Source organism: Mesorhizobium sp. M2A.F.Ca.ET.043.02.1.1, assembly GCF_003952405.1.
Taxonomy (GTDB): domain Bacteria; phylum Pseudomonadota; class Alphaproteobacteria; order Rhizobiales; family Rhizobiaceae; genus Mesorhizobium.
Genome location: NZ_CP034445.1, coordinates 1,122,846 through 1,148,696 on the forward strand (window position 1 = coordinate 1,122,846; position 25,851 = coordinate 1,148,696).

The window sequence follows — 25,851 nt, forward strand, 5'->3', positions numbered from 1 at the left end:
CAATTCGCTTGCCTGCACCGTCGTGGATTTTCAGCGCCCACTAACGATCGACGACAGGGCGCCGAACCGGCTTTCGATCTCCGAGGCGACCGCCTGCGCGTGACGCGCCACTTCCGGCAGACCCATCAGCTCGCCGAAGGTGCCGCGTGCCAATGGCCCGGCAATGAAAAGGCCAGGCACAGGCTCGCCGTCCGGACCGACGGCGCGGCTGTCGCGCCCGGTTGCGATGCCGAGCCCATGGCTGTCGATCCGGATCAGGCTGGCATCCCCAAGCGAGCGCAGCGCCGGATTGGTCCGCAGCGTCTTGCCATGCGCCGGCCCCGTTGTGTTGATTACCGCGTCGAAATGCATCGTCTCGAATTGCCTTTGGCCGCGCCGGCGCAAAGTGACGGCCAGGCCGTCTCCGTCGTCGTTCGAGGCCACAAGACTCGCGGCGATATTATCGAACGTGCCTTCGGCGTGGCGACGATCGAGCACCGCCTGGACCTGTGGCGCGATGCGGAAGCGATGCACGTCCCAGAACGCGCGCAGCCGTCGCACCAGCCGGGTGCGCTCATCTTTCTTGAGAGCGGACCAGATCACCGGTCCCTGCAGCCGCAGCTGATCGAAGACCGACTGCCAATTGACGCCGCCGGCATCGGCCGCTGCCAGCGTCGAGCGGATATTTTCGAGCAATCCGAGCGCGGTCGTGGCCGGCGTGGCAGTGAAATCGCCAAAAGGTTCGCCACGTACCTGCGGGTGCCCGCGCGAACGCAATCCATGGCGTGACACGGCCAGGATGCGCCCGCGGTGGCCGCGGCGATCGAGTTCGGCGACCGTGTCGGCCGACGTCAGCCCCGAGCCGACGATCAGCACCGACGCTTCGGGATCGATCGAACCGAGCGCATCGCCAGAGTAGACATCGGCAACGAAACCATCCGCATCGGCGATCGGCTCCAGCGCGACCGGAACATCGGGCGACGGGTGCGTCATGGCGAGAACCACTATGTCGGCGGCGATCGGTTGACCGGAAGCAGTCACGATCCACCCGTCGCCGTTGCGCCTCACGTCGCTGGCACGATCGCGAACATGGCGGATCGCTCCGCTGGCGATATGCGGCGCCAGTTGCTCGGCAACGTAGCGGCCGAAGACCCGTCGCTGCGGGAAGATATCGCCATCGCGCCAGACTGAGTCTGGGTCGCGCTCGGCCCCGCCGTCATGCGCCAGCCAGCGCAAAAAATGCTCCGGCTCGTCCGGCGACAGGCTCATCCTGGACGCTGGCACGTTGACGCGATGCGACGGCTCCTCGCTGGAATAGGCCAGCCCGCCGCCGAGGAACGGACGCGGCTCTATGACGGTGATCAATGGCCGCGCGGATTGGCGTGCCAGATGCCAGGCCACGGCAGCGCCAGTAAAGCCGCCGCCAAGAATGACGACATGGCTTCGCAGCCGGGGCGGCAGCGCGTTCACGAGGCGCTGGCGAGCGATTTCGGACGATGGTCGCCAGCGATCGTTTCGCCGAAAGGACCTGTGTTGACGGACGAGCCGGGCGCCTTGACCGGATGCTCGGTCGGCAAATGCGGCAGCACCAGCTCGCCGAAGCGATACGCTTCTTCGAGATGCGGATAGCCCGAGAGGATGAAGGTGTCGATGCCGAGCCGCCTGTATTCGTCGATGCGCTCGGCGATCGTGGCCGGATCGCCGACCAGCGCGGTGCCGGCGCCGCCGCGCACCAGGCCGACGCCGGCCCACAGGTTCGGCGCGATCTCCAGCTTGGACCGGTCGCCGCCATGCAGCGCGCTCATCCGCGCCTGGCCGACCGAGTCCATGCGCGCGAAAACCTTCTGCGCCGAAGCGATGGTCGCGTCGTCGAGCCGGCTGATCAGCCTATCGGCGGCGGCCCAGGCTTCCTCGGTGGTTTCGCGGGCGATGACGTGCAGGCGGATGCCGAAGGAGAGCTTGCGACCCGCTTTTTCGGCGAGCGCGCGCACGCCGTCGAGCTTGCGCGCGACATCGGCGGGCGGCTCGCCCCAGGTCAGATATTTGTCGATCTCCTGCGCCGCCACGGTCGAGCCCGCATCGGAAGACCCGCCGAAATAGAGCGGCGGATAGGGCGTCTGCACCGGCGGGAACAGGAGGCGGCCATCCTCGATGCGGAAATGCTTGCCCTGATGCTCGACCGTCTCGCCGCTCAGCACGCGCTTGTAGACCTGCAGGAATTCCTGCGTCACCTCGTAGCGCTCGGCATGCGACTGAAAGATGCCGTCGCCCTTGTTCTCCAGCGGATCGCCGCCGGTGACGACATTGATCAGCAGCCGTCCGTTGGAGATGCGGTCGAGCGTTGCCGTCATGCGCGCCGCGAGCGTCGGCGACTGCAGGCCGGGCCGCACCGCGACCAAGAAACGCAACCGCTCTGTCAACGGCGCCAGAGCCGATGCGATAACCCAGGAATCTTCGCAGGACCTGCCCGTCGGCAGGAGCACGCCGTAATAGCCAAGCGTGTCGGCCGCCTGGGCCACCTGCGTCAGATAAGGCAGGTCGACCGCCCGGCCCCCTTCCGAGGTGCCAAGATAGCGGCTGTCGCCATGGGTCGGCAGGAACCACAGCACTTTGATGCGGTCTGGGGTTTCGTGAACCATTCCTGTCTGTTCCTATGGCGTCAAACTGCCTCGACGCGGCCGCATCGCGCTATAGGGTATTATTCCACTAAGTCTGTAGAGATAGATTATTCTAATTCGGCGGCCAGCTTCGGAATTTTTTCTCGGCAAGCAAACCGCGCGACCGCTCTAGCCTGAAGAGTCACGCAGCAGCAGGCGCGAGCCGACCTCGACGATCGATCTGATCGCGGGGAGCAGTTCCTGCCCCAATGACGTCAGTCCATATTCCACCGTCGGAGGCGATGACGGTGGCGCGCTGGGGCGGCTGATCGGTCGTCCGACCACCTCGATGCAGAGCCTCGTCGCGGCCTCCTTGCACGGCTGAGCCAGGCGCTCAGCCGATGTCACGTTGACAGAACGGGCGTGCAACACGCGTTGCGCTGACACCAACGGCCGTCACCATGGCGGCTGCGGTGTTGAGCGTGTTGCGCCACCCGGAGTTTTCCCACTTGCTCCGCTTGTCTTGTTCGCCGTTTTGCTCGCCGCGGGTGGGTTCGTAGGAACGGTGGCCGAATTGCTCAGTCCGCGACATAGGCTGCCAATTCATCAGCCGTCCCCTGCGGAAAGGCTTCCTTCAAGTAGTCGAGGAACGCTGACACGCGGGGGCTGAGCAAACGCCTCGACGGATAAAGGGCCCAAAGCGCCGTCTCGGGCCCCGACACATCCCCCCAATGCACCAGCCTGCCGGCAGCCAAATCGCCACTGGCAAGCGACAACGGGAGGCGCGCCGCGCCGAGCCCCATGCGCACCGCATCCCGGACCATGACGAACGACGCCAGGCTGAGCACCGGCTTGGCGTTGATCGTCGACTTGCCGGACGAGGTCGTGACTTGCCAGGCTTCGGACTCGTTCAACGAGCCTCGACTGATCGCGGGAACGAGACCTCCCGGGGCTGGGAGCGTCAGGTGCGGACTGGCCACCACCACCAGCCGATCGCGCAGGAACACTCGCCCAACAAGGGTGGCATCCGGCTCCGGGTTGACCCGGATGACGAGGTCGTAGGCTTCTTCGATCATATCCACGGCCCTGTCTTCCGTGGTGATCTCCAACCGAACCTCCGGGTATCTAAGGACGAAGCCGGCCGCGAGCTTTCCGACCGCGGTCTGAGAAAAGAGCAGTGGCGCGCTAATGCGCAGGCGGCCACGCGGGCTATGGCCGCCCGAAGCAATCGCCTTCGCCGTCTCATCAAGTTCTGTGAGCAGAAAGCCCGTTCGTTCAAACAGGGCCCGTCCCTCCTCCGTGAGCTTGAGCGTCCGCGAACCACGTTCGAACAGGCGCAGATCAAGACTTGCCTCGAGATCGGCCACGCGTCTGGAAAGAGTAGCCTTTGGCCGGCCGGCTGCGCGCGAGGCCTTTCCGAACCCGCCGTGGCGGGCCACCAGGTTGAAGTCGGCAAGAGCCAGAAGATCCACGATTTTGTTCTTTTCTGTTCCACCAATGAGACGACCTGTCCAAACGTACCATCTATCGGGATGAATGTGGATCACTCATTTTGAGCGTGCCTTTTAACTCAAACAGAAAGTGAACCCCAATGACCATCCTCGTTACAGGTGCCACCGGCCGCGTCGGCCGCCATGTCGTCGATCAACTCCTTCAGCGCGGCGCGACGGTGCGTGTGCTGACCCGCGACCCCGCTAAAGCCAGCTTTCCGACCGGTGTCGACGTCGCCAAGGGCGATCTCCTCGACATCGATGCGCTGCGCAGCGCCTTCAAGGACGTGACCACGCTCTTCCTGCTCAATGCCGTTACGGGTGACGAATTCGCCCAGGCGATCATCACGCTCAACGTTGCTCGCGAAGCGGGCGTCGACCGTGTCGTCTATCTCTCGGTTTTCAAAGCCGATCGGGCAGTGAACGTCCCGCATTTCGCCGTTAAGTTCGGCGCCGAGCGCATGCTGGTGCAGATGGACTTCAGCGCCACCATCTTGCGTCCGACCTACTTCATCGACAACGAGTCGATGGTAAAGGACGTCATTATGGAGCACGGCGTCTATCCGATGCCGATTGGCAGCAAGGGCGTAGCCATGGTCGACGCGCGTGACATCGCCGAAGTAGCCGCGATCGAGCTGATCCGCCGCGACGCCGCACCCGGCAAGCTGCCGATCGAGACCATCAACGTGGTGGGGCCTGACACGCTGACCGGCCTCGACGTGGCCAGGATCTGGTCGGACCTTCTGGGTCGCCCGGTGGTCTATGGAGGCGACGATCCCGGCGCGTTCGAGCAGAACATGGCGAGCTTCATGCCGAAATGGACGGCCTATGAAATGCGTCTGATGGCCGAGCGCTATGTCAGCGACGGCATGATCCCGGAGACCGATGACGTTGTACGGCTGACCAGTATTTTGGGCCGCCCCCTGCACACCTATCGCGACTTTGCGGCCGCGATCGCGAGCGCGGCCTGAGGGCCGCGCCATCCGCGGCGCGGCGGGACTATGCCGAGGCCGCAGCCGCGGTGCTCACGGCCAGCGATCAGGCGGGGAGGACCTACGAGCTCGCCGCAGACCCTGCCTTCACATTTGCCGAGCTTGCGGCGGAGGTCTCGCGGCAATCAGGCAAGACGATCATCCACAACGATCTGTCCGAGGCTGACTACAGGGATGTGTTGACGGGCGCCGGCCTGCCAGCCGATCTCGCTGCACTTCTGGCCGATGCCGACGCCGCGGCCTCACGCGGGGCGCTGTTCGACGACGGTGGCGCACTGGGGCGGCTGATCGGTCGTCCGACCACCTCGATGCAGGGCCTCGTCGCGGCCTCCTTGCACGGAGCCAGGGCGCTCGGCCGATGTCACGTCGCTGACGTGCAGGCCCACGCGCCAGCTCCTGCGGAAATCCGCACACAGGCTTGAGGGATCGTTCATCGCACGATGCGTGGCTTCGGCTACATCCTACCGCGTGTCGACTAGATCAAAGCTGCCCTGGAGGGAGGCAGCTGAAGTATTTCGGTGGACATCCCACAACGCGTGCGAACGCCGTGCTGAATGCGCTCGACGATTGAAAGCCGATCGCCAAGGCGATCTCCCCAACGCTCCGCGTTCCGCGGCGCAGCTCATCCTTGGCCACGGCCATCCTCCACTGCAGCAGGTATTCGATAGGACCTGTTCCCACGACCTTGCGGAATCTGGTAGCAAATGATGACCGGGAAACACCGCAAAGCCGAGCTAGATCCGCAACGGTCCAGTTGTGGGCAACGTCTTTGTGCATTGCAGAGAGCGCGCGCGAGGTTACCGGATCGGCAAGGCCGGCGAGCAGACCTGCATGCTCTTCATCCACTTGCGGCACTTTTGTCCGCAATATCTCCACAAGTATTAATTCAACCAAGCGTGCGATGATAAATTCGCTGCCGGGTCCAGGATATCTGGATTCTGTCTCGTTCATCGACAACAGCGAGCGCACGCGGCCCGAGGATGTGTCATCGGCCAGTATATGGACGAAGGATGGCATCAGACCGGCCAAAAGATTCTCATTGGCCGTATCGAAGCTGAACCGGCCCGCATGCAAGGTAACGGGGGAGTCCGTGCCCTCACCGAGCCGCAGACGAGGATTCTTCGTCGCAGCGACCGCCGCTTCACTGTCCACCGGCTCTATCGACGGGTCGGATGTGAGAGTGAATGGCGCGGAAGTCCGGATCAGGACGAAATCCTCGCGTTGCAATAGCACGGGTGAATGAGCGGACCGGACCAGTTGACACTCGCCTTGCTCGACCCAGCAAAACAGAAGATCGTCTCTCTTTCGAAACGACAAAGCCCATCGGCCTGAGGCTTCGAGACCTCCCCATAATGTTGCGCGCGGCCGAAGCAAGCCAATGAGATCGAGGAGTGGATCCATGCGGATTGGACGATACGTAAACGGTTTTGGGCTTTCGATTATCGACCGTACGGCCCCGTAGACATATATTCCCTGAGCACGTTGAACGTCAATTGCGCGTTTCACTCCCATGCTTGGGGCAAACACTAAAACATCCGAGGATTTGATTATGGCTATCGATAGTCTTGAAGGACGGTGGGACGCCTATCTCGCCGCCTACGGCCCAATCGCCGCAGCCGAACGCGAGCGCCTTCTCAAGCAGAGCGTTTCCGACGACGTCGTGTTCACGAACCCGGGTGGAGAAGGCAAAACCCGCAACGGCCTCATCGCGCATATCGAGGACTTCCAGAAGAAGATGCCGGGAACGTACTTCAAGACCGACAAGGTCTTTGTTCACCACGGCGAATTGCTGGCCATATGGTCTATGTACAAGAGCGACGATACTAAGGTCGCAACCGGTTACAATTTTGTCCGCCCTGATAAAGATTACCGTTTCAGCTATATGGCCGGCTTTTTTTGAAACCATCTTCCGCACGGCCAAACGCGCGCTCTCAAGGCCGAGCTCAGCTGGCTTCCATGACACGGCGGCTCCGGGCGAGAAATGCAGCTGAACCGGAGGCTCCTCGCTGCTTAGGGCCGAAGTTCTGCGCGAGGCGAGACGGACGTGTCTTCGCCTCGAACGATGAGCGGTAGCGGCAGTTACGCGGACCTCGCCTCTACGAGCCGGCCGCGCAGGGCCTGAAGAACGCGCGCACCTCTTCAGCGAGCAGGTCCGGCTGCTCCAGAGCGGCGAAATGCCCGCCCACGGTCATGGTCTTTGCGGCCGGGATCGCGAGCGCGGCCTGAGGGCCGCGCCATCCGCCTGTCGAAAACGACACGCAGCTGTGTCGCGGTTTACGGAGCACTGCACGCCATCGCGGAGGTAAAACGGAAGCTGCGCTTGGGCCGCTTGTGGGCCCGAGCGCCTCTTCGCGCCTATTCTTCCATCTTCTTGCCCTTGGCCAGCGCCATCACCCGGTCGATATAGGCCAGCATCAGCGCCGAAAGCACGAAGGCCAGATGCATGATGGTCAGCCACATCAGTTGCTCCGCCGTGTAGGAAGCGTGGTTGAGGAAGATCTGCAGCAGATGGATCGACGAGATCGCGACGATGGTCGAGGCGACCTTGACCTTCAGCGAGCCGACATCGATCGTGCCCAGCCAATGGACCTCGCCGTCCTGATCGTCGAAGCGGCTGACGAAATTCTCGTAGCCCGAGATGATCACCATCACCACCAGTGAGGCGACAAGCGCGGCGTCGATCAGGCCGAGCATCTTCAGGATCGTGTCCGTGTCGCCGAGCGTGAAGACGCTCGTCACGAACTCGTAGAGCTTCTTGCCGAAGGAGAGCGCATAGATCGCGAGCGCGACGCCGAGTCCGAGATAGAAGGCGACCAGCAGCCAGCGCGAGGCAAGGATGACGGATTCGATGGCGAGTTCGAGACGCTTCATGAAGGCTTCCGGTCAGATTACGATAGAGGGTATTTCGGCCAGACAGGATCGGTTTTCAAGACAAAAAACCCCGCCGGAGAGGGGGACCGGCGGGGCTCAGTCATGTCCCGCTGGAGTCGGGACAGGGCAGGGAACGCCCTGACCGGAAGCTGGGTGTCCCAATGCGGCAATTCAATGAGTTAGCTCCAGTCGACAGGACAAATCTTCTTGAGCCAAGAAAGAAAAAGGCCCCTCCGACGCGGACGGGCCTTCCTCTCAAGCGCTGATTCCAAAATCCGATCAGGACCTTGAAATCAAAGGCTAAACCGCGTCGCGCTGAACGAATTCAGCGCGGCGCGGTCTATGACTTTGTCTAATGCATGTCGTTGCCCCAAAACCGCTGCACAGTTTTGGGCGACATGCATCGATTACTGCTCGCTGTTGCTTGCCACCGGCGCCACCAGCGAAGTGATGCGGCGGATAGCGACACGGCGGTTCTCACGGTTCGGCCCAGGCGTGTTGACCTTGAGATATTCCTCGCCATAGCCCTGCGTGGTGAGGTTCTCGGCCGGGATGCCAAAGGCATTGGTGAGCGCCTCGGCAACGGCTTCGGCACGACGATCCGAGAGGGCAAGATTTGCCTCCGGCGTGCCGACGGCGTCGGTGTGGCCTTCGATCAGGAAGGTCTCGGCCGGGTTCTTCTTGAGCAGTTTTTCCATGGCGCTGGCAACGCCATCGAGCTTCTGCACTTCGGTGTCGGAGATCGTCGCCGAGCCGAAGTCGAAGTTCAGCGTATCGAGATCGATACGCCGAGCGATATCGCGCACGCGGGCCGACCGCTTCACCTCGTCGATCGAGTAGAGACGCTGCACCCTCTCCACCGGCGGCTGCTCGAGGAAGGTATAATACTCGTCGGGATCCTCGACTTCCTCCGAATCCAGTATGTAGTCCCGTCGCGGGATGGTGAGCCGCATCGGCGGCAGTTCGTCGCCGGGATCGCGCCACTCGTCGACATCGTTGTAGTAGCGCTCGTCGACATAGGTCAGCACATATTCGCGGCCATCCGGCGTAATGCGCGATCGCCGGATGACGTCGCCATTACGATTGCGGATGGTGATGATCCTGACGCCGTTGTCGCGCTCGACGATTTCGCGGGTGCGGCCGCCGGAGAGATCCTCGTAGTAGACATCCCTGGCGCCGCGGGTGATGCGAGGCGCCTCGTTGCTTTCCACGAACGTCTGGTTGTTGAACTGCAGGATCACCCGGTCGCCGAACTGCTTGACGACATCCGCGCCCTGCGGCCGGCGACGCTCGCGCACGATCTGTTCCGGCGTAAGCTCGATGCGCTTGCCTTTCTCCTGGTCCACCGGGACGATCCTCTCGGGCTTGATCGCCTGCTGCGCCGACTTGTCGTCTGAGGGCGGCGGGCCCTGATCGACCGGAGCCGGCTGCTGCGCCTGCTCGCCGCCTTGCTGTCCGGCCTGGTTGGCGTTCTGGCCATTGCCGGCTTGGCCGTTGTCGTTCTGGGCGCCACCATTCTGGCCACCGCGACGCTTGCGGAAGGCATCTTTCTGGCTGTCCAGAACCGGCGCTTCGTTGGGATTGGCGGTTTCACCCTGCGCGGCATTGCCGCCGGCGGCCGGTTGGTTGTTGTTCGCGGGCTGATTGCCGGTGACCGGCTGTTCACCGGTGACAGGCTGCTGCTCGCCGGTCGTGGGCTGGCCGGTCTTGGTTTGTTCGCCGGTCGCGGGCTGCTCACCCGTCGCCGGCTGTTCGGCCGTCGGTTTCTTGCCGCGCTTCTTCCTGTCCTGAGCCTGTTCGCCCTGGACCGGCTGCTCGCCATTCTGCAGTGGCTCGGCCTGCGGCACAGGCTCACCCGCCGGCGCCAGCTTTTTGGCCGGCTCGTTGGTCTGCGTCTGCTCGGCCGGGGCGGTCTCGCCCTGCTGGTTCTGCTTGTGCCTCTTCTTGAATTGGTTGCCGCCTTGCTGATTGTCGTTGGCGGGGGCGGTCTGGTCGGTCGGCGCGACCTGCTCGCCGGCCTGGCCGGCGGGCACGCTCTGCTGCTGATCGTGCTTGCGCTTTTTGCGGCCCTGGTTGCCTTGCTGCTGGTCACCGGCAGCCGGCGCCACCTGTTCCGCAGGCTGCTGGTCAGTCGGCGCTGCCTCGATCTGCTGCTGCTGATCGCGTTTCTTCTTGCGCGGCTGCACTTCCTCGGTCGCGGGTACGCCACCCTGGTCGGCCGGCGCGGCCTCGATCTGCTGTTGCTGGTCGCGCTTCTTGCGGGGCTTGAACTGCTGCTCGTCGGTCGCGGGCTGGCCGCCCTGATCGGCGGGTGCTGCCTCAATCTGTTGCTGGTCGCGTTTCTTGCGCGGCTTGAACTGCTGCTCGGCCGGGACTTCCCCGGACTGGGCATTGTCCATCTGCTGCTGCTCGTGCCGCTTCTTGCGCGGCTGTTGCTCGGTCTCGGCAGGTGCTGCCTGCTCGGCTGCCGGCGCCGTTTCGCTTTGCTGCTGCTCGCGCTTCCTCTTCTTCGGCTGCTCGGTTCCGCCCTGCGCGCATTCCTCGGCCGACTGGCCTTCGGCGCAAGCGGCCTGAGCCAGTATCAGCGGTGCGCCGTGCAGGCTGCCAGAAGCGACACCTCCCTGCAGCGGGTACGCGCCCAACGGCGCGGATGCCATAAGCAGGCCGATGGCCGTGCCCGCCAGAATCCGTGGTTGGCGTTTCATATCATTTTCTCCTAATGGGGTCCCATCCCTGCCCAAACTTTCATCAGCCGCAATTGGTTCCGTTACAGGGCATTGACGCCAGCCAAGGATGTTCGGCTGGCCTTTTGAAGGCAATTTCGTGTCTTTCTAATGTTGATACCGGGTCGCTGGGACAGCAGCGCTTGACCGGGAGGCCGCGGAGGGCCAAATCCACCCCCATGACCGCGCCATTCTGGAAAACCAAGACGCTTGAGGCGATGACCCCGGCCGAATGGGAATCGCTATGCGACGGCTGCGGCAAATGCTGCCTGTCGAAGCTCGAGGACGAGGATACGGGCGAGATCTTCTGGACAAGCGTTGGCTGCCGGCTGTTCGACGCCGAAAGCTGCCGTTGCTCCGACTATGCAAACCGGCTGACAAGGGTGCCCGACTGCGTCGGGCTGACGCCGCAGAACGTGCGCACCATCACCTGGCTGCCCAAGACCTGCGCCTACCGGTTGATCGCCGAGGGCCATGATCTCTATTGGTGGCACAGGCTCGTTTCGGGAAGTGCTGCGACCGTGCATGAAGCCGGCATTTCGATCCAGGGCCGGGTGAAGGCCAAGGAAACCGATCTGGCCGAGCCGGACGACTATTTTGATTATATATTGGACGATGAACCGTAGCCGGTTCGCATCCTGATGACGACCGCTGAGGGGCACTTGTGGCGAGGAACGACGCCCTGCGGGTTCGCGTTTAGAACCCTGAACGGCACTTTTCACGGGGAGCGACGAACCCTGGCGGGTTCGCGTTTAGAACTCCTGGGGTGGCGTTTTTGAGTGCGAGCGACGAACCCTGGCGGCTTCGCGCTTATATGAACCGGACATGAACGGCCGGTTCGCGGAAAGTTCAGGTGCAAAAAGGCATTTTCCAATCATCGGTTCTACGGGCGAAAGCCCACAACAAGGAGAGAAGACAATGTTCAACCAGATCAAGACGGCAGCCCTTTCGGCTATTGTCGGGCTTGGCACCTTGGCCGCCATCCCGGCGCATGCGGACAGCCTCTATCTCGGTTTCGGCAACAACCAGGATCCGCGCTTCGGCGTCTATACGGGCGACGACGACGGCTACTACCGCCGCGATTGGCGCCGTGACCGCGGCTGGCGCGGCTGCTCGCCGGACCGCGCGCTCGACAAGGCCGAGCGCATGGGCCTCCACCGCGTCCGCATCGTCGACGTCAGCCGCCGCACGGTGAAGGTCGTCGGCCGCCAGTATGGCGACCGCGTCGTGGTTGTGTTCGCCAACGAGCGCGGCTGCCCAATCATCTATCGCTGAGGTTGAGAGGGCGATCTGCGAGGATCGCCTATCAGCCTCTCACGATGAGGCGTGGCTCGAAAAAGCCCCGGAGGAAACGATCCCCCGGGGTTTTTTGCATGGTGGCGGCGCGCCTGCGGCGTGCCGGCCGATCGTTACTTCAGCTCGAAGGTGACCGTGACCTGGACGTTGTAGGAATTCTCGCCAGCCTGCACCGGGACGGCCGAACGGGCCGCGTCGAATGATTTGGCCGCCATCGGCATCGGCGCCGGCGCGATATTCTGGTCGGTGATCTCGAGCACCTTGCCCAGGCTGACGCCGGCCGCTTCGGCGAGTGTCTTGGCCTTCGCCATCGCATCGGCGACAGCCTTCTTGCGCGCCTCGGTGATCGTCGCCTTCGGATCGTCATTGGTGAAGGCGATGCCGCCGCCCTGGTTGACGCCGAGCGATACCGCCTTGTCGAGGATCTCGCCAGTCTTGTCGACGTCGCGCACGCGCACCGACAGCGTGTTGGTCACCTGATAGGCGACGAGCTCGGCCTCCTGGCTGCCGTCGGCCTTGTTGGTATAGTTGTAGCGTGGGTTGATCTGGATGCCCGCCGTCTGCAGGTCGCGCTCGGCAATGCCGGCGGATTTCATCGCCGCAATGACCGCCGCCATGGCGTCGTTGTTGGCGTCGAGCGCTTCGCGCGCGCTCTTTGCCTCGCGCATGACGCTCAGCGAAAGGATCGCCATGTCGGGCGCCACCGTCGCTTCGCCTTCGCCGGACACGATAATGCGGGGTGGGGGCTGCGTGTCGGCGGCGCTTGCCAGCGCCGGGAATGCGACTGCGGCAGCGAGCGCGATAGGCAAAAGATGTCTGGTCATGAAAACTCCTCGAGGTCTGCGATCCGACGCTCCGCGCCGCATCTGCCTCGACCCCGCAAAAGCGTCGATACCCGGCAGCGCGGCGCAAGGGCCGGACCTGTTTCGCGCCATAAGGCGCAGGCCGCTCTACGGCTCGAATATGGGCTGATTTTGGCATTTTGCGCCAGCGCTTTCGAAAGCCCTGTGCGAAGACAAGAAAAACACTAAGCCAGCCCGCGCGGGGCCTGTAGCTGATGGTTAGAGCCGGTGACTCATAACCGCATGGTTGGGGCTCGAATCCCTCCGGCCAGGCGTTACCTTACGCGGTTCGCCAGAGATGAGGCCGACGGCTATCGGCTTTTTATTGGTTCATTGTGGAACATCCTTGGGGATCGCTTGTTAGCCAAGCAGCAGGTTTCACCTCTGGCCGTGGTGCTCGCACGGCCATGTGCTCTTGACGATGGTGTTCGATGGCCAATGACATCCCAGGAAAGAAAGCGCGCCAGGGTGGCCGCGGACTTCCGGTTCTTGCCGTTTTGATCTGCGCACTGGTGCTGGCAGCGATCGCATGGGGCGTTGCCGAGATTTATGGTGAGGCGGCAAAGACGCCTGCGACCGAGGAGAAGCCAGCGCCACAGGAGAATAGTCAGGCGCCCTCATCCTCCAGCCCGAACCCCGCGGAAACCGATCCTGCAAAGTCCAAAGCTGACAATATGAACGTGGCCCCCGTTGATCGAAATCCAGAGGTGGACAGGGACCCAACACCTCGATCCAGCACGGGCGGTGATCAGCCGGGCAAGCAACCTTCACAGCCCGCCTTGCAGTAAGCCGCTCCGCCTTGGGTCCGCCCGAGAGCCGCAGTCATGGGCAGTTGGCACCGCTCTGGGTCCAGAGTGGGCGCTTGTTTTTCTGTGCCAGAGACGAGGCAGGCGCGGTTCTCTACCTGCTATACTGTTTCCGCAGCATGGACGAGCCAAGCCGGTGGGCCGCTCACGAAGTGCGTATATAGTCTTTTTGACGGATGACTACCAATAAAACAGGGCGCCTGGTAACCCATGTTGCGTCACCAACAAGATCGGGGAGCCGTGACACGGCCCGCTGCCTTGTCGGAGGTGCAGACTTCGCCGGCGGTGGGCCGATCGCATCTCAGGCAGCAGGGAAGGCGCGCCATAGCCAGCCAGTAATGTCGACAGATAAGTTACGTGACGGCACCTGTTAGACGGCGTAGCTGGCGCCGCTCTCGTCTTCTGCGACAGCCTCTATCCAATATTGATTGTTGGGCTCGGCCCGCAGAAGCCTGAACATCCCCGTTTGTCCGTCCACTACGAGGTCAAGGAAGGCGTTGGCGGTCTCGACCATGCCGATCGTACGGGCGGCTTGCAGATCCAACGTGGCGATGCCGGGAAACCGACAGCGAAGATTGGTTAGAGCTGACAGCGATCCTCGCGAGGACCGACCTGCGTCGTCAATACTTATCGCGGCCCAGGAATTCGTCTGCGCCAGCTCTTGCGTGAGCTTGTCCGGCGGCGTTGGGCGAACCGCTAATCGACGCATGTGGCAACACTCCTCGATGACGGACGCCATTCGGCCAAACCCTGCCAGAAGCATTGACCGTGCAGGCTTTGTCGGTGGGCACTCCGTTCGCCACCAACCGGGCCGATCGAGCGCGGGATGATCGAATGCACCTTCCTTCGCGATTTGGCTCACAGCGCTCGCGATGATGGTCTTTCTCGGGCTCGCGTCCCGCACGTCGAAGGCTCCGCTCTCGTAATAGCCCTTTTGATGCGCCAGCATCGAGTTCCAGTCGGTGGCCCCGAACAGTGACCAGGCAGTGATGGCGCGTATGTCGGCTCCGTCGTGCCTCGCCGCCTTGGCTTCCTGCCATCCCTCGATCAGCCACCGCAACTGTTCCTCACGCGTGCATCCGTTGTGCAACTCGGTGACGGCGATTGGCCTGCGGTAGCGATCCCAAATTTCCTTTAGCCGGAATCGTAAACGTGCGTGGTCGCGCATCTGAGATCGCACCGCCGCGATGTCGACATAGGCGTCGATGCCATTCCCCCCAGTCTGCTCGTCTGGATACCGCCGGAGATCGTCGTCGAGCAGGCGGTCGCTCGTCAGGTAGTAATCGATCCCAATGACATTGGGGGGCAAGGGTCCGCGCTCAGCTCGTCGAGATGACGGCGGTCCACGCCCGCGTCAAGCAAGCGCCGGTGGAATGGATGGTCGTCGTCAACCAGGCCGCTCAGCAGATCAAGCGCCAGCCATCGCCGCTCGTTTTCATAGTCGGCCTGGTAGCGGAGGCGGGGCGTGGAGAACACCCGCCCAAAATCTTCGGTCTGGACAAGTTGCGCACCAGGTATGTGTTCTCGGATTGCCTTCATGGCCAGCGCGGTTGCGCGACACTGCGCGACGGTCAATCGGAAGCAGGTTGCCTCGCAGGTGCCATGCGGATGCCAAAGTCCATAGAGGCCGCTTATGCGCGCCGTCGTCAGTGGCTCGTTGATCGGCGTGAACATCTCCAGCCAGGGATAACGTTGCGCCACTTGCCCGGCATACCTGGCCAGCAATTCGGGGAAGTCCGGATCAAGCACATGGGTCGATTTCGGTCCGCTGCCATGATGGACCAGCCCCGCGATCGGCCTCACGCCAAGCCTTCGCAATTCGTTGAGACGCGCGTCCGGCCACCGCCAGTCGCTCGAACCATCGCCTTCGACCAGTTCCCAGAGCACGGGGTATCGCAAGGTCTTGATACCCATCTCGGCTATGAGGCTGAGATCGCCGGCACGGTCGAAATGGCCGGTCTCGCGGAGTTGATCCCGGGTCCGCTCGCGCAGGCGCACGATGCTGCATTCAACGCCGCCCCAGATTTCGAGACTATCGCTCAACTTGCAGCTCCGGGTCCGGCATCATGGCGGTTCGTTGTGTGCGCAACATTAAGCCATCGCTGCGCAGACGGCATTTAGACGGGCATCGCGAGTGCCGATTGCGGTGCGCGATCTGAGGCTGGGATAGTCTTCTGAATACGGGCAAAAGTGGCCAGGGCCTGCCCTACAACCTGGTCCATGTTGTAGTAGCGGTACGTCGCCAGACGGCCGACGAACCACACGTCAGGGCAATTGTCAGCGAGCGCTTCATATTGTTTGTAGAGAGCCTCGTTTTTCGGCCGCGGCACGGGGTAATATGGGTCGCCGATGTCTGTCGGGTATTCGTAGGTGAGGCTGGTCCGGATATTCCTCTGGCCCGTCAAATGCTTATACTCGGTGATGCGGGTATAGGCTTCCGTCTGCGGATAGTTCACCACGGCTACCGGCTGAAATTGCTCGCATTCGAGGGTGACATGCTCGAAGCGCAATGAGCGATAGGGCAGGCGGCCCAGCTTCCAGTCAAAGAATTCATCAATCGGCCCGGTGTAGATCAGCCGCCGGAAGGGAATTCGCTCTCGGACCTCGCGATAATCGGTCTGCAGCATGATCTTGACGTTGGGATGGTCCAACATCCGTTCGAACATGCGCGTGTAGCCGCCGGCCGGCATCTGCTGGAAGCTGTCGCCGAAATAGCGATCGTCGCGGTTCGTTCTCGTTGGAACGCGGGCCGTCACGGACTTGCTCAACTGGCTGGGATCGACCCCCCACTGCTTTCTGGTGTAGCCGCGGAAGAATTTCTCATAGAGCTCCCTACCGACGGTGCTGACAACCACATCCTCGGCGGTACGGACTTCGCCAACGGTTTCACGACGCGACGCGAAGAACTCTTCCAGCTCTGCCGGGCTTAGCTCGAGACCATAAAGATGGTTGATGGTGTCGAGGTTTATAGGAATCGGCAGAAGCTTGCCGTCCACGAAAGCGAGCACACGGTGCTCGTAAGGGCGCCAGCTTGTGAACTGCGACAGATAGTCGACGATCGACTGGGCGTTCGTATGGAATATATGCGGTCCGTAACGATGGATGAGAATGCCGGCTTCGTTGTAGCAGTCATACGCGTTTCCGCCGATGTGACTCCGACGGTCTATGATGAGAACGCTTTCGCTTCGTTGCGAAGCGATCCGTTCCGCGAGAACGCTGCCGGCAAAGCCTGCCCCGACAATCAGCCAGTCGAACATGGTCACGCGCTCCTGCGGAAGGGCACGACCTTCTTGCTTGCACTGGCTTTCTTGATGTGGGCGGCCATGGCATCCCATGTTCGCTGCCAGGACATGTTGGCCAAATAGGCATCAACCGCTGGCAGGCGCATTTCGCGCGGTTGCGCCAGCGCGGAGCGCAGTTTGGCCTCGATGTCTTCGGCGTCGGCGATATCGACGAGGCCGGCGGCAGCGTAGCTTCGCACCACATCGACAATCGCAGTCGACACCACGGGCAGGCCGGCGGCAAGGAATTCGGGAGTTTTCGTGGGGCTGATGAAGCGTGTCGCTTCGTTGAGCGCGAACGGCATCCACCCGACATCCCAATGCCGGAGGTAGTCGGGCAGATCCTTGTAGGCTTTGCTGCCGAGCCAGTGCAGGTTGTTTGCCCTCGGCAGGATGTCCGGATCGATCTTGACGACCGGACCAAGCATCACGAAGTGCACATCTGGCATCGTGCTGGAAGCCTGCGCCACGAGATCGATATCGAGGCGCTCGTCGATGACACCGAAGAAGCCAACCCGAGGATGCGGGATTGTGAGTTGATCCGCCGGCTCCTCGCCGGGCGCCCTCGCCTTGTGAAAGTGGTTGACGTCAATGCTGCTGGGGAAGGGATAGATCGCCCGATGTTGGCAACGCTTCGCTTCGAACAGGCTTAAGCCGCCCGTGAAGACCACATCGGCGCATTCGAAGAGCGCCCGTTCCAGCAACGCAAGCTGGGCCGGCGCATCCTTGAACGCCGCAAGCTCGTCCATGCAGTCATAGACGCGCACGTCGAAGTTGACATGCGCGCTGAAGCGCAGCGCCATCGGGGTATAATACCAGGCAGTCAATTGGGCGTGCGGCGTCGACGCGATGATCCGGTCCAGATATCTGCGCTGGATCGCATCGGCTCTGGCGGGGCTGGTGCCGATCGGGAGCAAAGGGGTCGCTACCCGAATGCCCGGCGCAGCGTCGCAAAACCGAATGGACGAGTGGGAGCATTCTTCAAAAACGGGCTCCTCGAAGTAAACGATTTGGTGCTCTCTCGAGGCATGCGTGAGAATGTGCTGCGGACGTTGATAGACGAAATTCCATCGCAAATGGGAGAAGCATATCAATAAATCTTGCTCTTTTCTGGTTTTGATTTTGGCTGGTATTCTTATCGCCGCGTCCATATAAGCTTTTCCCTGGTGACATTGCGGTTTATACTGCGAATAACATTTGTTAATCGCGAGATGCAAGAAGCTATTCCTGCCGCATGTCTAACTGTCGGCTGATTAACTTGTTCCAGCCAGCGAGCGATATGCAGGCGGAGTGCCGGCCAGAGCGTCTGGCATCTCAGGCTGCAGCTTTCTGGGGACGGCCGCTCGGGTGCCGCATTTTCGTTGAATGAGCAGCTAGAATATTCGGTGGCTTAAATTGATTCGTCGGACCGACGCCAAGGGCGTTTAGCGGCCGACAATCGCTGGGATAGATAGATGAAGATCGAGTTCGAGACGAATGTGTTCCCGTTGTTTCACCCGCAAGCGGTGGACGATCTCAAGGACCCGTGCCCGGTTTATGACGGCCGGCTTTGGCATGTATTCGGATCGAGCGGCACGGTGACCAGCGAGACTTGGAAGATTCTTCACGCCACGGCGCCGGAGTTGCACGGACCGTGGACGGAGCACGCGCCGATCGAGCTTCCGGTCACCGGCTCGGGCGTCGCGGCGCCGGGTGTAGTCCACGAAGACGGCGTCTTCCACATGTTCATCCAAACTGAGTTTATGAAATCCGGCGGCCGCTGTGCACATGCGGTGTCCAATGATGGGTTCAACTGGGTGGTGCTCAAGCCGGCAATCCTGTCAGTGCCTGATACGGATGAAGACGGCATCTATGATCCCCACCCGGCTCTCATCGGGGGCAAGCGTTACCTCGTTTATTCCGGCATGCCGAAATTCACCCGCGTGCCGCAGCCGGATATCTATCTGGCCCGGAGCCAGTCCGATTCATGGTTCGGGCCCTGGAAGCGCTTGGGCAAAATCCTGGACCACAATGACATTCCCCACCACAACACGCGGGACGACCCCGACTACGAATGGGGGATTGAAGGTGCCCAGTTGGTGGAACTTCCGGACGGCCGCGTGCTCCTCAACGCCACCTGCTTCCTTCCGCACGGACCGCGCGGTAGCCGGCAGCGGGTGTTCTTCGCCGTTGCGAGCGCCGTTACCGGACCTTACGTCTCGGTCGGTCCAGTGCTTGACCCGGGCGGACCTGGGGAAAACGGCCACTCGACGGTGATGATTGATGGCGAGCGGCTGACCCTTTTTTATCAGAGCCGCGTTGCGGCGACCAACCATCGCTGGCGCTACGGGTTGGCGAGTTTCGACGTGTCCCAGCTTTCCAAGGCGGCTTGACCCGCTCGTCGCGAGCCTTCCTCGACCACGCTTCCTACACGGCGGAGCAACTGATGTGGCTGACCATCATCCATCTGGCGTTCGTGCTTTCGGCGCTGATGCTGGCCCATATCGACCGGGTCATGGCGTTGGCGAAAGGCAAGAAGGCCGCGGCGGATTAAGGCCGCCTGCGCCCTTCAGTAGATTCTTCTGACCTTCGTCTGCGAGTTCGCAAACACCTCGTCGGGAACGAAGAAATCGCCCGCGAGCTGACCGGCGGCGCCTGGCGCGTACACCGAAAAATCCGTCACGCCTTCGGCGCGCAGCACCTCTTCGTCGATGTAGAAATTGCCGGTCGCCTCGCGCGACGGGCGCATGAAGATCGCATGTGCGGCGTCGGCCATGATGTCGGGCGAGCGGCTCATCGCCGCCACCGTGGCTCCGCCCAGAAGATTGCGCACCGCGGCCGTGTCGATGGTCGAGATCGGCCAAAGTGAATTGACCGCGATGCCGTCCTTGGCGAACTCCGCGCTCATGCCAAGCGTGCACATCGACATGCCGAACTTCGCCATCGTGTAGGCAACATGGTTCTTGAACCACTTGGCCTTCATGTCGAGCGGCGGCGCCAGATTCAGGATGTGAGGGTTCTTGGCCAACTTCAGGTGCGGAATGCACATTTTGGAGACCAGGAACGTGCCGCGCGTGTTGATCTGATGCATCAGATCGTAGCGCTTCATGTCGGTCTCCAGCGTGCCGGTGAGCTGGATGGCGCTGGCATTGTTGACGCAGATGTCGATGCCGCCGAACCGCTCGATGGTTTTCGCCACCGCATCGGCCACCTGCGCTTCGTCGCGGATGTCGCAAAGCACCGGCAGCGCCTTGCCGCCGGCCTGCTCGATTTCTTGCGCTGCGGTGTAGATGGTGCCCGGCAGCTTCGGATGCGGCTCGGCGGTCTTGGCCGCGATCGTCACATTGGCGCCGTCGCGCGCCGCCCTGAGCGCGATCGCCAGCCCGATGCCGCGCGATCCGCCCGAGATGAACAGCGTCTTTCCGTTGAGCGACATCCTTTTGCCTCCCTGTTCAATAAGGGAGGCAACTTGCGCGGCAGACAGCCGTGGCGCAAGGGGCAAGACGGATTACGCAGCGTCGTGCCGGAAGGCCTAGACCAGCACCAGCCCCTGCCGCATCGCTATCGCGATCGCGTCCGTCCGGTTGGCGGCGCCAAGCTTGATCAGGATGGCGGCGACATGGAACTTCGCCGTGTGGACCGAAATGTTGAGCCGCCGGGCGATCACCTTGTTCGGGGCGCCTTCGGCGAGCAGCGCCAGCACCTCCGCCTCGCGCGGCGACAGGGCCGGACGCGCCGGATTGTCATCCGTCACGTCCTCTTCAGCGAGCCCGTCATGGAAATCGCCATGCGCGACCTCCGATGGCCCTGCCCTGTCGATGCGATAGCCGGAAGCTGCGAGCCGCGCCGCCGCGGCGATCAACAGGCTATCGGCCAACGACGGCAGCACGGCGACCACATTGCCGCGAAGCCGCTCGTGTCCGCTGCGGCGGGACAGCAGCACAACAGGCATCGTCGAGCCTATGGCCCGGCTTTCCAAGGCCGCATCGTCTGTCACCGCGACATCCGCTGGCTGGCCTGTGCTGCTCCCGGCCAATGTCGGCAGCAGATCGTCACTCGCGGCAAGCGCATCGGCAAGCTGCTCGGCCCGCTCGGCATCGCCGAGCGCCACCAGCACCGTCAGCCGGTGGGCTGACGGTTCCGGTCGTGCGATCACTTGTGCCGCGCTGCTTGCCATCAATCCTCTCAGCTCAGCGGCTTCTCGCCGATGGTGATCGAAACGTCGCGCTCAGCGCCGCCGCTCGAAACACCAAGCGTCACGGTGGTACCCGCGCTGTCCGGCCCGAGCTTGCGGATCAGCTCGCGCGGGCCATGCACGGCTTCGCCGTTCCAGGCGACGACGATGTCGCCGACATGCAGGCCGGCGGCCTTGGCCGGGCCGTTGTCGTCCAGGCTCATGACCATGGCGCCTTTGGTGTCGCCGTTGCGGATCGGATGCAGCCCGGCGCCGAGGTAGCCGCGCGCGACATGACCCTTCTCGCGCAGCGTGGCAATCGCGCGCTCGATCGTCTCGTAAGGCATGACCAGCGCCCGCCGGCGCGGTCCGAACAACAGCATGCCGATCAGCCCGCACCTGGCGTCGAGCACCGGACCGCCCTCGAAGCGACCGCCGGTGTTGATGGCAAGGTTGATACGCTGGTCGATCGTGCCGCCGCGCATCGAGCGCCACGCCGGCCCGACCTCGCCGACCGTGCCGAACACGGCAAGCGCTGCGCCATCACTGTTGCCCACGGCGATCGCCAGATTGCCGGGACGCACCGCATCGGCCTGCGCCAATTGCGGCAAACCGGCAGCGCCGGAAGCGGGCTTCAGCAGCGCAACGCCCGTCGACGGATCGCGGCCGGCCAGCTCTGCCTTCACGGTTTCGCCGGAGGCCAGCGTCAATTCGATCTCCTCGCCGGCTTCGACCACTTCCTCGGCGGTGACGAAATAGCCGTCGCGCCAGTGGAAGGCGCTGGCGGTGCGGTGGTGATGCGTGACGAAACTCGCCAGCGCGGGCGCAGCTGTGGCCGCGACATCGGCAATCGCGTCGGAAAAGGCACTGAGGTTGAAATCGCTCATAAGACTGTCTCCTGGGTTCGGTGACCCAGATATCGCTCGCTAGCGCAGCCGCGGGTACTCGCCTGACGGCTAGTCGGCCGGCGGACTGGCCATGTGGTCAGGTCGCGGCGCCCCTGGCTGCTCCGCACATATAGTCATCATTCTACGAGGGAACACGCCCATGGCTTTCGCAGCCGAAAAACTTCCATCCGATGACAGTTTGCTCGACGCCTACTCGGCATCCGTGGCTGACGCTGTCGACCGTATCGGTCCGGCCGTGTGCCGCATCGAGCGCATTGGCGCCGGCGGTCACGGCTCCGGCTTCGTCATCGCGCAGGATGGCCTGGTCGTCACCAACTTCCATGTCGTCGGCGACGCGCGCGCCGTGCGCGTCACCATGCCGGATGGCGCCTCGCGCGAAGGCCACGTGCTTGGCCGCGATCCCGACACCGACATCGCGCTGGTGCGCGCCGACGGCAGTTTCGCCGATGTCGCGCCGCTCGGCGACTCCAAGCGCCTGCGCCGCGGCCAGATCGCGATCGCGATCGGCAATCCGCTCGGCTTCGAATGGACCGTCACCGCCGGCGTCGTCTCCGCGCTCGGCCGCTCGATGCGCGCCTCGACCGGCCGGCTGATCGACGACGTCATCCAGACCGATGCCGCGCTCAATCCCGGCAATTCCGGGGGGCCGCTGGTGTCGTCGGCGGGCGAGGTGATCGGCGTCAACACCGCCATGATCCACGGCGCACAAGGCATCGCCTTCGCTGTCGCCTCCAACACCGCCAATTTCGTCATCTCCGAAATCATCCGCTTCGGCCGCGTGCGCCGCGCCTTCATTGGCGTCTCTGCCGACACGACCAACCTGCCGCGCCGGGCGGCCCTGTTGTCGCAAGTCACCACGAACACGGCGGTGCGCCTGCGCAGCGTCGAGAAGAACGGCCCCGCCGCCAAGGCCGGCCTGAAGGAAGGCGACATCATCGCGGCAATAGACGGCCGGCCGGTCACCGGCGTCGACGACCTCGTGCGCATGCTCGACGCCGAGCGCATCGGCCGCGAGACGCTCTGCACTGTCGTGCGCCGCACCGGCGTCAACCAGGTGGCGGTGACGCCGGTAGCGCGGACGAGCTAAGCCTCGCTGGCTTAGCTTCCCGCCATCCCCTCGGCATATTGCGCCAAGAATTCCTCGCTTGGCGGGATCGGCTTGATGACGTCGATCAGCACGCCGTTGGGGTCCCTGGTGATGAAGTGCCGCTGGCCGAACGGCTCGTCACGCAAGCTGCGCAGGATCGGCAGGCCGGCGGCGATGGCGCGCTCATAGACGGAGTCGGGATCGCGCACCTCGAAATTGATCAGCAGGCCTGACGTTCGTCCGCGCCCCTCCTGCGGGATCGTCTCATGATCCCCTTGCACGATGCCAAGATTGACGCGTCTATCCTCCGCCGACTGCAGATGCACATACCAGTCGCTTTTGAAGAGCGGCTTGAAGCGGAAATGCTCGACATAAAAAGCCGCCGTGCCTTCGACATCGTCCGTCATCAGCACCGGATAATAGCTGGTCGTCTTCATCTTTCCTTCTCCTCTCACCCAACATACAGTCTGTATGTAAATGCAAATAACATACAGGCTGCATGTATGCAACAAGAGTCCGGACGCCGCTCCAACCACGACCGCACCGAGGCGACGCGCGCCGATCTGATCCGCGCGGCGCGAAAGCTGTTCACGGAAAAATCCTATGCCGAGACCGGCACGCCGGAGATCGTTGCCGAAGCCGGCGTGACGCGCGGGGCGCTCTATCATCATTTCGCCGACAAGCAGGCCCTGTTCGCCGCGGTCGTCGAACAGGAAGCAGCGACCGTGGCCGCCGAGATCGATCATGCCTCGCCGCCGTCGCCCTCCGCGCGCGAAGCCTTGATCGCCGGATCGGATGCCTATCTCAAGGCAATGCGGGTGCCCGGCCGCACGCGGCTTCTGCTGCTCGACGGGCCGGCCGTGCTCGGCCGCGCAGCCATGGACGAGATCGACAACCGCCACGGCAACCGCTCGCTGCGCGAAGGCCTGGTCGCCGCGATGCGGGCGCAGGCGATGACCAGATTGCCAGCCGAGGCGCTGACCGCCCTGCTCGCCGCCGCCTTCGACCGGGCGGCTCTGGCCATCGAGGTCGGCGCGCCCGCCGAGGACTATCGTGCTGTGCTGATCGCCCTCATGGACGGCTTGACTCCGGTCCGTCCTCCGCCCACAGGCCTGGCTCCATCTCGTTGAAGCAGCCGAGTTGCCGCCTGAACTCGTCGATCAGCCAGGTCGCCGCCGGCTTGGGGCTGCGGTCATTGCGGTGCATGGCATACATCGGCGAGCGGACTTCGCGGTAAGGCTCGAGATCGAGCTCGACCAGCCTGCCGCTGGCAAGGTCGTCGGCGATCAGCCAGCGCGGCAAGCCACCCCAGCCGAGACCTTCGCGCATCAGCGCATGCTTGGTGCGCACATCCGTCAGCCGCCAGGTGCGATAGGCAAAGACACCATAGTCTCGCCCGCGCGTCCGCTCCGACTGGTCGGTGACGACAAGCTGGATGTGCTCGCGCAGGTCCTCGACACCGACCGGCTTCGGCAGTTTGGCCAATGGATGGTCGGGCGCCGCCGCAGGCACCAGGGAGGTGAAGCCGATGCGCAGCAGATTGACGTCGGCATCGCCTTGCAGGCCGCCGAAGCCGAGATCCACCTGGCCGTTCACGACTTGGTCGACGATCAGGCCGAGCGAGCCGATATAAAGCCGCAGCATGACCGCCGGGAACTGCGCCTCAAAGGCCTTGAGCACGCGCACCAGCGCCGGCGAAGGCAGCGTCACGTCGACCGATATCGCCACTTCCGCTTCCAGCCCTTGCCGGTAGCCGTCGGCGCGCGAGCGGATGCGCTGCAGCACGCCGATCATGCGCCGCGCATCCTCCAGCATCGCCTTGCCGACATCGGTCAGCTGCGGCTCGCGCACGCCTTCGCGCTCGAACAGCTTCAGCCCAAGCTGCGCTTCCAGATTGGCGATGCCGTAGCTCACCACCGACTGCGCCCGGTTGAGCTTGCGCCCTGCTGCTGAGAAGCTGCCGGTATCGGCGACTGCCACCAGGATCTGGAGTTGGTCCAATGTCGGGTTCGGCTGCATGGCTATGCCATCCACTTTATTGATGGATTGTATACATATTATACCAGTTATCCTGATGGAGCAGCAATCCCATATTGGCGTGGAAAGTTTAAATCCAACCCCAAGGGGACACCGCCATGTCTATTCTTCTCGTTACCTCCAGCCCGCGTGGCGCCGCTTCGCACTCGACCCGCGTCGCCACCGATCTCGCCCAGAAGCTTGTTGCCGCCGATCCGTCCAACACGCTTGTCGTGCGCGATCTGGTCGCCAATCCGCTGCCGCATATCGACCCCGACTACGCCACCGGCATCTACACGCCGGCCGAAGCGCGCACGCCGCGCCAGGCCGAAGTCGTCGGCGTTTCCGACGCCGTGCTCGATGAGGTCTTCGCCGCCGACACGATCATCCTCGCCACCGGCTTCATCAACTTCAACATCTCCTCGACGTTGAAGTCCTGGGTCGACCACGTCGCCCGCTCGGGCAAGACCTTCGCTTACGGCGAGAATGGTCCGAAGGGCCTTGTCGCCGGCAAGAAGGTCTACATCGTGCTAGCTTCCGGCGGCATCTATTCGGAAGGCGCCGCGGTGCAGATGGACCATGCGGTACCCTATCTGCGCAGCGTGCTCGGCTTCCTCGGCATGACCGACGTTGAAGTGATCCGCGTCGAGGGCGTCGGCATGGGTGCCGATGCCGTGACCGCCGCGCTCGCCAAGGCCACCGCCAAGGTCGACGCGATCGCCGCCCCCAACGCCAACCAGGCCGCCGCGGCTGCCTGATCACCTATGCTGGAGATGAAAGAGGCAGGCGCCCGCCAGCGCCTGCCTCTTT

At 63.1% G+C, this 25,851-nt stretch carries 29 protein-coding genes; 12 read left to right on the forward strand and 17 right to left on the reverse strand.

Annotated features, from left to right (window positions below):
* Positions 1–30: 30 nt before the first annotated feature.
* The 3 genes from EJ068_RS05270 to EJ068_RS05285 all read right to left on the reverse strand — a co-directional run bounded on the left by EJ068_RS05270 (position 31) and on the right by EJ068_RS05285 (position 4,048).
* On the reverse strand, positions 31–1,449 hold the full coding sequence (locus EJ068_RS05270) for an FAD/NAD(P)-binding protein (protein ID WP_127252297.1): 1,419 nt from the start codon (positions 1,447–1,449) through the stop codon (positions 31–33).
* On the reverse strand, positions 1,446–2,618 hold the full coding sequence (ssuD, locus tag EJ068_RS05275) for an FMNH2-dependent alkanesulfonate monooxygenase (RefSeq protein ID WP_128298413.1): 1,173 nt from the start codon (positions 2,616–2,618) through the stop codon (positions 1,446–1,448). Before ssuD ends, EJ068_RS05270 begins: the two co-directional genes overlap by 4 nt.
* A 536-nt stretch (positions 2,619–3,154) precedes the next feature.
* The gene (locus tag EJ068_RS05285) at positions 3,155–4,048 is read right to left on the reverse strand and encodes a LysR substrate-binding domain-containing protein (protein ID WP_128314780.1); all 894 of its coding nucleotides are present in this window, start codon (positions 4,046–4,048) and stop codon (positions 3,155–3,157) included.
* A 119-nt stretch (positions 4,049–4,167) separates the two neighbouring features.
* Between EJ068_RS05285 and EJ068_RS05290 the strand changes: the two genes are divergently transcribed.
* Complete coding sequence (locus EJ068_RS05290; RefSeq protein WP_127252720.1) at positions 4,168–5,037, forward strand: NmrA/HSCARG family protein; 870 nt, start codon at positions 4,168–4,170, stop codon at positions 5,035–5,037.
* Between the two features lie 50 nt (positions 5,038–5,087).
* The gene (locus EJ068_RS05295; protein ID WP_210212036.1) at positions 5,088–5,480 is read left to right on the forward strand and encodes a hypothetical protein; all 393 of its coding nucleotides are present in this window, start codon (positions 5,088–5,090) and stop codon (positions 5,478–5,480) included.
* Positions 5,481–5,538: 58 nt separating this feature from the next.
* Here the strand turns inward: EJ068_RS05295 and EJ068_RS05300 are convergent, their stop codons facing one another.
* A complete protein-coding gene (locus EJ068_RS05300) occupies positions 5,539–6,570 on the reverse strand; it encodes an AraC family transcriptional regulator (protein WP_348633424.1) in 1,032 nt (343 codons plus the stop codon).
* Positions 6,571–6,607: 37 nt separating this feature from the next.
* Between EJ068_RS05300 and EJ068_RS05305 the strand changes: the two genes are divergently transcribed.
* Positions 6,608–6,958 (forward strand): nuclear transport factor 2 family protein, encoded by a 351-nt coding sequence (locus tag EJ068_RS05305; protein ID WP_189341974.1) that lies wholly within the window; start codon positions 6,608–6,610, stop codon positions 6,956–6,958.
* A 196-nt stretch (positions 6,959–7,154) separates the two neighbouring features.
* Here EJ068_RS05305 and EJ068_RS32505 read toward each other — a convergent pair whose 3' ends face one another.
* The 3 genes from EJ068_RS32505 to EJ068_RS05315 form a co-directional block, all read right to left on the reverse strand.
* Positions 7,155–7,316 (reverse strand): hypothetical protein, encoded by a 162-nt coding sequence (locus tag EJ068_RS32505; protein ID WP_189341975.1) that lies wholly within the window; start codon positions 7,314–7,316, stop codon positions 7,155–7,157.
* 97 nt (positions 7,317–7,413) lie between these two features.
* The gene (locus EJ068_RS05310) at positions 7,414–7,929 is read right to left on the reverse strand and encodes a TIGR00645 family protein (protein ID WP_042647491.1); all 516 of its coding nucleotides are present in this window, start codon (positions 7,927–7,929) and stop codon (positions 7,414–7,416) included.
* 407 nt (positions 7,930–8,336) lie between these two features.
* A complete protein-coding gene (locus EJ068_RS05315; protein ID WP_245463344.1) occupies positions 8,337–9,962 on the reverse strand; it encodes an OmpA family protein in 1,626 nt (541 codons plus the stop codon).
* Between EJ068_RS05315 and EJ068_RS33110 the strand changes: the two genes are divergently transcribed.
* The 3 genes from EJ068_RS33110 (at position 9,891) to EJ068_RS05325 (ending at position 11,927) form a co-directional block, all read left to right on the forward strand.
* Positions 9,891–10,649 (forward strand): hypothetical protein, encoded by a 759-nt coding sequence (locus EJ068_RS33110; protein WP_245463345.1) that lies wholly within the window; start codon positions 9,891–9,893, stop codon positions 10,647–10,649. The genes EJ068_RS05315 and EJ068_RS33110 overlap by 72 nt on opposite strands.
* A gap of 182 nt (positions 10,650–10,831) precedes the next feature.
* Positions 10,832–11,278 (forward strand): YcgN family cysteine cluster protein, encoded by a 447-nt coding sequence (locus tag EJ068_RS05320; RefSeq protein ID WP_095817408.1) that lies wholly within the window; start codon positions 10,832–10,834, stop codon positions 11,276–11,278.
* Positions 11,279–11,570: 292 nt separating this feature from the next.
* Positions 11,571–11,927, forward strand: coding sequence for a hypothetical protein (locus EJ068_RS05325; RefSeq protein WP_126081782.1), 357 nt, complete (start codon positions 11,571–11,573; stop codon positions 11,925–11,927).
* 134 nt (positions 11,928–12,061) lie between these two features.
* On the opposite strand, the gene EJ068_RS05330 is transcribed toward EJ068_RS05325, so the two are convergent.
* Positions 12,062–12,772, reverse strand: a complete 711-nt coding sequence (locus tag EJ068_RS05330) for an SIMPL domain-containing protein (protein ID WP_127252716.1) — start codon at positions 12,770–12,772, stop codon at positions 12,062–12,064.
* Between the two features lie 449 nt (positions 12,773–13,221).
* Here EJ068_RS05330 and EJ068_RS05335 point away from each other — a divergent pair, with 449 nt between their 5' ends.
* Positions 13,222–13,578 (forward strand): hypothetical protein, encoded by a 357-nt coding sequence (locus EJ068_RS05335; RefSeq protein ID WP_127252715.1) that lies wholly within the window; start codon positions 13,222–13,224, stop codon positions 13,576–13,578.
* Between the two features lie 388 nt (positions 13,579–13,966).
* Here the strand turns inward: EJ068_RS05335 and EJ068_RS05340 are convergent, their stop codons facing one another.
* The 4 genes from EJ068_RS05340 to EJ068_RS05355 form a co-directional block, all read right to left on the reverse strand.
* Complete coding sequence (locus tag EJ068_RS05340; RefSeq protein ID WP_129554492.1) at positions 13,967–14,905, reverse strand: hypothetical protein; 939 nt, start codon at positions 14,903–14,905, stop codon at positions 13,967–13,969.
* Entirely contained in the window at positions 14,869–15,639 is a 771-nt protein-coding gene (locus EJ068_RS05345) for a family 1 glycosylhydrolase (RefSeq protein ID WP_129554493.1), read from the reverse strand. The genes EJ068_RS05340 and EJ068_RS05345 overlap by 37 nt, the downstream gene beginning before the upstream one ends.
* Positions 15,640–15,713: 74 nt before the next feature.
* The gene (gene glf / locus EJ068_RS05350; protein WP_127386237.1) at positions 15,714–16,853 is read right to left on the reverse strand and encodes a UDP-galactopyranose mutase; all 1,140 of its coding nucleotides are present in this window, start codon (positions 16,851–16,853) and stop codon (positions 15,714–15,716) included.
* Positions 16,854–16,855: 2 nt separating this feature from the next.
* Positions 16,856–18,028, reverse strand: a complete 1,173-nt coding sequence (locus EJ068_RS05355; protein ID WP_127252585.1) for a glycosyltransferase — start codon at positions 18,026–18,028, stop codon at positions 16,856–16,858.
* A gap of 303 nt (positions 18,029–18,331) precedes the next feature.
* Between EJ068_RS05355 and EJ068_RS05360 the strand changes: the two genes are divergently transcribed.
* Together EJ068_RS05360 and EJ068_RS32510 are read left to right on the forward strand one after the other, a co-directional pair.
* Entirely contained in the window at positions 18,332–19,249 is a 918-nt protein-coding gene (locus EJ068_RS05360) for a hypothetical protein (RefSeq protein WP_127252584.1), read from the forward strand.
* On the forward strand, positions 19,246–19,410 hold the full coding sequence (locus tag EJ068_RS32510; RefSeq protein ID WP_189341934.1) for a hypothetical protein: 165 nt from the start codon (positions 19,246–19,248) through the stop codon (positions 19,408–19,410). Before EJ068_RS05360 ends, EJ068_RS32510 begins: the two co-directional genes overlap by 4 nt.
* A 15-nt stretch (positions 19,411–19,425) precedes the next feature.
* On the opposite strand, the gene EJ068_RS05365 is transcribed toward EJ068_RS32510, so the two are convergent.
* The 3 genes from EJ068_RS05365 to EJ068_RS05375 all read right to left on the reverse strand — a co-directional run bounded on the left by EJ068_RS05365 (position 19,426) and on the right by EJ068_RS05375 (position 21,917).
* Entirely contained in the window at positions 19,426–20,292 is an 867-nt protein-coding gene (locus tag EJ068_RS05365; protein WP_129554494.1) for an NAD(P)-dependent oxidoreductase, read from the reverse strand.
* Between the two features lie 96 nt (positions 20,293–20,388).
* Complete coding sequence (locus tag EJ068_RS05370; protein ID WP_127252582.1) at positions 20,389–21,033, reverse strand: helix-turn-helix transcriptional regulator; 645 nt, start codon at positions 21,031–21,033, stop codon at positions 20,389–20,391.
* An 8-nt stretch (positions 21,034–21,041) separates the two neighbouring features.
* Positions 21,042–21,917 (reverse strand): S1C family serine protease, encoded by an 876-nt coding sequence (locus EJ068_RS05375; protein WP_127252581.1) that lies wholly within the window; start codon positions 21,915–21,917, stop codon positions 21,042–21,044.
* 160 nt (positions 21,918–22,077) lie between these two features.
* Here EJ068_RS05375 and EJ068_RS05380 point away from each other — a divergent pair, with 160 nt between their 5' ends.
* Positions 22,078–23,025, forward strand: coding sequence for a trypsin-like peptidase domain-containing protein (locus EJ068_RS05380; RefSeq protein ID WP_127252580.1), 948 nt, complete (start codon positions 22,078–22,080; stop codon positions 23,023–23,025).
* An 11-nt stretch (positions 23,026–23,036) separates the two neighbouring features.
* On the opposite strand, the gene EJ068_RS05385 is transcribed toward EJ068_RS05380, so the two are convergent.
* A complete protein-coding gene (locus tag EJ068_RS05385) occupies positions 23,037–23,462 on the reverse strand; it encodes a VOC family protein (protein ID WP_126081772.1) in 426 nt (141 codons plus the stop codon).
* A gap of 66 nt (positions 23,463–23,528) precedes the next feature.
* On the opposite strand from EJ068_RS05385, the gene EJ068_RS05390 reads away from it, so the two are divergent.
* Positions 23,529–24,155 carry a TetR/AcrR family transcriptional regulator gene (locus EJ068_RS05390; protein ID WP_127252579.1) on the forward strand — a complete coding sequence of 209 codons (627 nt, stop codon included), beginning with the start codon at positions 23,529–23,531 and terminating at the stop codon, positions 24,153–24,155.
* Here the strand turns inward: EJ068_RS05390 and EJ068_RS05395 are convergent.
* On the reverse strand, positions 24,097–25,044 hold the full coding sequence (locus EJ068_RS05395; protein WP_127252578.1) for a LysR family transcriptional regulator: 948 nt from the start codon (positions 25,042–25,044) through the stop codon (positions 24,097–24,099). The genes EJ068_RS05390 and EJ068_RS05395 overlap by 59 nt on opposite strands.
* 116 nt (positions 25,045–25,160) lie before the next feature.
* On the opposite strand from EJ068_RS05395, the gene EJ068_RS05400 reads away from it, so the two are divergent.
* Positions 25,161–25,799, forward strand: coding sequence for an FMN-dependent NADH-azoreductase (locus tag EJ068_RS05400; protein ID WP_127252577.1), 639 nt, complete (start codon positions 25,161–25,163; stop codon positions 25,797–25,799).
* Positions 25,800–25,851: the final 52 nt, after the last annotated feature.